This window comes from Planctomycetia bacterium (assembly GCA_034440135.1).
In the GTDB taxonomy this organism is placed as follows: Bacteria; Planctomycetota; Planctomycetia; order Pirellulales; family JALHLM01; genus JALHLM01.
Genome location: JAWXBP010000139.1, coordinates 1 through 5,368, shown reverse-complemented (window position 1 = coordinate 5,368; position 5,368 = coordinate 1). Strand labels below are relative to the sequence as shown.

General features: G+C 63.8%; 3 protein-coding genes. All 3 read right to left on the bottom strand.

Going from position 1 to position 5,368, the window contains the following annotated elements:
• On the bottom strand, window positions 1-2,970 hold a 2,970-nt coding region (locus SGJ19_08000), incomplete at its 3' end, for a DUF4214 domain-containing protein (GenBank protein MDZ4780178.1).
• A gap of 446 nt (window positions 2,971-3,416) precedes the next feature.
• Entirely contained in the window at window positions 3,417-4,739 is a 1,323-nt protein-coding gene (locus SGJ19_07995) for a PP2C family serine/threonine-protein phosphatase (protein ID MDZ4780177.1), read from the bottom strand.
• Between the two features lie 445 nt (window positions 4,740-5,184).
• Window positions 5,185-5,368: hypothetical protein (locus SGJ19_07990; GenBank protein ID MDZ4780176.1), on the bottom strand; the 184-nt coding region annotated here is incomplete at its 5' end.

Here is a 5,368-nt window from a genome sequence, read left to right as displayed (position 1 = left end):
GATAGTCACGTGCGTATCGTCTTGCGCCCCGACGATCAGCAATTGCGTACCGGCAATGAAGGCCAGGAAAAAGCCGTCGTTGCGGTAGGTCAGGTTCATATACTCGGTGCCGAGCGAATCGGTCGGCAGCGCGAGGAACGCATCGGTCGTGTTCTGCGCGCGGTTGAGTCCGTAGACAGTGACCTCGTCGACGGCCACCACGTGGATGCCGAGGTCTTGGATCGCGGCGATCGCTTCGACCTCGACCTGCGTCGGCAACACCACGGCGGTGACTTCACCGGGATTGACAACGAAATCCTGCGAGAACCCCAGCCCCGGCACACTGACGTTGCCGGTCGTCGCGATGTCGCCGGTGATGAACAACGTCTTCGTGGCCTGATTGCCCCCTTCGAGCAAGTTGTCCGCGAAGCCGAGCCAAAAGTCTTTGCCGCGGTTGTCGATGGCAAAGGCGTCGATCGGCGGCGGTCCCGGTGGCAACGGCAAGTCCTGTGTCGTCACGGTGCTCGCGGCCGTCGGCGCACTACGCGGCATCACGCCCGCCGGGAGCGCCGGTCCCATCGGCGTCACGTTGTTTGCCGCGCCGTGACTTGGATTTGTCTGCGTCGATGTCGTATTCGACTGCGCGAACGGCGACGTCGCCAACAGCGGCGCCGCCAGCGCTTCCACGCGCACGCAGGTGAGCGACACCGTGGATTCCGTATCGGCGTCGTTGTTGACCAGCCGGAAGATCAGCCGCGCGTTACTAACCGTGACGCCCGAAAGATCCACCACCACCCTGTTGCCATCGAAGGCGACGCCCGGACCCATCGCCGCGGGCAGGCCTTCCGTGAGATTGAAGAACGCATCGCGACCATTCGCGAACGGCAGCACGACGCTGCGCCCCTGGTCATCGACGAGCGCCGCCTCGAAGGCGTCGCGGATTTCGCCGCTGCTCGAGGTGTCGAACGCGTCGTCAAAGATGCTGAACCGCAGTTGCGACGCCGTGGCCGGAATCACGATCTCGCGCTGGATGCCGACGACGAAAGAATCTCCTTCCACCAGCGTGGCCGCCATCTCTGCGATCGAAGTCGTGCCGGCGCCGGTTTCGCTGCCGCCGTCCTCGAAGCTCGTCCAGGCCTCGGGATCGCCGTCGAAGGAACAATCGTCGACGCTGAGCGTGAATTGCGTCTCATCCGTCAGCGCCGGAGTTCCCTGGTCGGAAACGCGCACTGTCACCGTGAACGATTCCCCGGCCTGGTCCGGCGTCGGCGTCCAATTGAACACGCCGGTCGCCGGGTCGATCGTGGCGCCCGCCGGCGCGGTCGCTGTGTCGAGGCTGAAAAGGAGCGTGTTAGCCGGCAGATCCGGATCGGTCGCCACGGCCGTGATCGACACGTTCTGCCCGGCGCTCACGGTGCGCGAGGGGATATCCGCCAGCACCGGCGGTCGATTCAGTTCCGAGACGTTGACCAGGAACGTCCGCTCGCCGATCCCGGCCGGATTGGCGCCGTCCGTCGCGCGCACGATCAGCGAGTACGTTCCCGGTCCCTGCGTTTCGTTCGGCGTCCAGGCAATCAATCCGGTGACTGGATCGATCGCGATGCCGAGCGCCGTGCTGGCAGAGTCCAACGAATAGCGAATCGCGCTCGCCGGACCGTCGGGATCGGTCGCCGCGACTTGGAACTGCCAGGGCGCTTCTTCGGGAATCGTCTGATCGGCGATCGCCGCGAACACTGGCGGCTGATTCACTGGCGGCGACGTGTCCTCCGCCGGGAACTCGAACTGGAGGACGACATCGTTGAAGTCCTTGTCGCCCCCGCTGGTCAAGTCTTCGATGCCCACCACGACGTAATTGCCGTAGCGATAGTGATCGAAGACGTCGCCATTGCCGGTCGGAAAGCTGAAGAAGACGTTCGGACGGCTGGCCCGCGGGACCGGCGGCAAAGCCTCTGCCGCCGCGCCATTCTGAACCAGGTAGATGCCCAACAGCGCCCCGGCCGGGAGTTGCAATGTCGTGCTGCCAGGCAAAGTTCCCGGCGCGACGCTCGTGCTGGTCGGCGCCTGATCCTTAGTAAAGATCACCTGCCGGCTGGCGCTTGACAGCGCCGCCTGAACATAGTCCTGGTGTCCTGGCGCGAGCCCGCCCACGACGCCGGCGTCGTTCTCGACGACGAACAAGCCCACTTCGCTGTGCAATTCCGTGTTGCCGCCCCAATGAATCGTGGTCGCCACGCTGGGGGTCTGTGCCGTCGGAACACGGATCGCCGGCGCGGTTTCGCGTTCGTAGTATTCCGGGCTCGCGATGAAGCCGGTTTGAATCGCGGTCGGGTTCGTTCCGGTGGAAAGCAGGTTGGTCCAGTAAGCAAGCCCGCCCGCGTCGGCGCCGCGATGCAGATAGAGCTGATACCAACCGTCCACCTCCTGTTGCAGATTCTCGGGGCTGTAGATGATTTGCCGCGCCACCTGTTGGCGCGAAATCGAACCGAGTTGTCCGAGCCAGTAGTCGCTTTCCGACGTTGCGGCCGGACGGCCGAGAATGTCTTGATAGGCCGCCGCCACGAACGAAGCGTTCGCGCCGCCATGATTGCCAAAATACTCGTTCGAGCCCAGGAATCCGGCCTGCACGTCAAGCAGACTGGTCCCGCCTTGCACGGCCGCGGTCCAGAAATTCAACCCGCCAGCGTCGGCCGGGCGTCCGAGCAACTCGGTGTACAGGTCGGAAACCTCGCCGCGCGTGTATTCGGCCGAATTCAGAATCGACCGCGCCACGTCCTCGCGGCTGATGGCTTTCGTGCCCAGGAGGTCGGACCAGAATTCCAGCCCGCCCGATTCCGCGCGCCGCTCCAACACGTCCTGGTACGCGGCGTCGACGAACTGGCCGAGCGGCGTCCCGATCAGGAGTTGGCGCGCTTCCAACCGTTCCGTCTGCAGTTGGCGAGCACGTTGTTTGCGGCGGCGCGAGGCAAGTTTTCGTAGGCGCGGCATGCTCATGAGTTCTCAATTCCGGCGTCGATCCAAGGGCTGATCAAGGACGCGTCGCGAACCAGCCTGCAGAGCTGGTCGTTACGAGTGCCACAGCAAGGCGATACCCGCGGGCGATCAGAGGGATCGCAATCAGCGACAGCGATTCATCCTTAACGCGACCGCCGACGCATCACGGATGGCCAGTGGTACAAGCGAAAACGATGGCTGTCGGCGGGCATCCATGCCACGATGGCGGAGGCAGAAGCGGCCATTGGCCACGCGCGCAACGACCCAGCGCGGAGTTCGCGCCGTAAAATCGATGCCGGTAGCGCCAGAACGCCTGCCCCGCCCGGCAGCGACATAGTAGTTTCGCTGCGACGCGACAGTCAAGCTTTAGCCGCGACAATTAACAAAAAAGTGCTGCGCCGGCGCAGTCAAGAGTGGATCGCCCGATGTTCGCCGCAGGGCGAAGCTCAAGCCTGCAACGCGGCCTCAGGCGTATCGCCGCCGGCTTCGCGCTGGCGTCGCTGGTTCCGCAGCTCCGACATCATGTGCCGGATCGCCTGGGAATAGTGCTGGACCGAAGCGACAAACTGAGATTGTTGCGCCTCGTCCGCGGCGTTGCCGGCGAGCTGATTGAAGCGGTGCCAGTCCAGCACCCAGTCCTGCCCCACTGCCGCGTCTTTCAACTGCTGGATCGTCTTGGCGAGACGGTCGACCATTTCTCGATCAATTTTGACAGGCGTCGTCGTGTAAGGCGCCGCTCCGAACTGAGAGTTCGCGCCATGTCCCCTGGCGCTTTCGCCGCTGCTCAACAGTCGGATCGCGGCGTACACCGCTGTGATCAACGCCCCGATCGAAGCCGCCCCGGCGGCCATATAACGGCCAATCACAGCCAGAATACCGCCCACCAGAACAAACGCAGTCAGCATCCCCCAGACAAACGGATGGACCGCGGACCCAGCGCTGGAATTGGCCGGCGCCGGCGTCTCGAAGCCGCCGGCCGGCGCCTGCGTCAGATGCGCCCCGACCACGCGCACCACCACCACCGTTATGTTGTCCGGGCCGCCGCGCAGATTGGCCAGGTCGATCAGCACCTCAGCCGCCTCTTGGCAGCTTAGTGTACTGAGCAGGGCGGCAATTTCCTCATTCTCCACCTTGCCGGTCAGACCGTCGCTGCACGTCAGGAAGGTGTCGCCCACCTGCAGCGGAGCAGGGCCTTCCAAGTCCACTTTCACTTGCGGGTTCGGGCCCAGCGAGCGGGTAATGATGTTCTTCGGGATATACGACGGCACTTCCTGCTCGTTGATCTGGCTGCCCGACTGCATTTCCCAGACGAGGCTGTGATCGAACGACATCTGCTCCAGTTTGTCGCCCCGCAGTCGGTACACGCGGCTATCGCCGACGTGGGCGATCAGAGCGCCCTGCGGCAGCAAGACCAGCGCGGAGCATGTCGTGCCCATCCCTTTGAACTCGGGATTCGCCGTCCCGCGTTCGTGAATTTTTTCGTTGGCGTCGAGCATCGCCCGCTGCAGGGCGGTCGGCGGCGCTTCTTCCCGGAGCTTGTAGTACGTGTGCGGGACGCTATCCGTGGCCAGTTTGCTGGCGAGCTCGCCCGCCGCGTGGGCGCCCATGCCGTCGGCCACCATGAACAAGTGGCCGCGCTGCCGGAAACTGGCCTCGTCTCCCGCCACGACGACGGCGAACGAGTCCTGGTTATTGGTCCGGCGCATGCCGATGTTGGACAGCGAGGCGTATTCCACTCCGCTATCCCAGCCGTCGGCGAGAGGGTCCATATCGAACGCCAAGGTCGAATGATTGTCGATTCGCGCGACCGCGAAATGTTGTTCGTGAATTGTCGCTGTTTACGTCGAACGGCCCGGCCCGGGCATTGCCCGCTCGGCGCCGCTTACCCCCGCACAAGTATAACTCGGCAAAGACTTTGAGGGCAGATACCGGTTTCGAGGTTTTTTTCGCCGGAAAATAACGCCGGCCGGGGCGCAAACCATAACCTCGTCCGACCTTAACGGTTCATTCGTCCGGCGACCAGAAATGTTGCGGCGAAGTCCACTTGGTCCGCACGGCAAAAGCGGGGGGACCATGTGCAGGACCAGGGGGACCCGCGATGCGCCCTCAACGTGCCATCGCCAGCGACCATCGAAGAATCGGATTCTCTCGCGCCGGCGGCCAAGAATCGGAAGGTTGTCGACAACAGTGGTCCTGAAAGCCCGCGCAGCCGATTTACAACGCCTGCTCCCAACCTTCGCCTAGCAGCTTCTCCCACCAGGCTTCGCCGCCGAGTACCGAGGAACCTAGCAACCCCGCGTACGGGTCTTCCGCCTTGGGATTCGCGAGCCGGGCAAAGTAATAATCCAGTAGCGCCTCCCGCATCGCTTCCTCGCCAATTTCACCGCCCCCGCCGCCG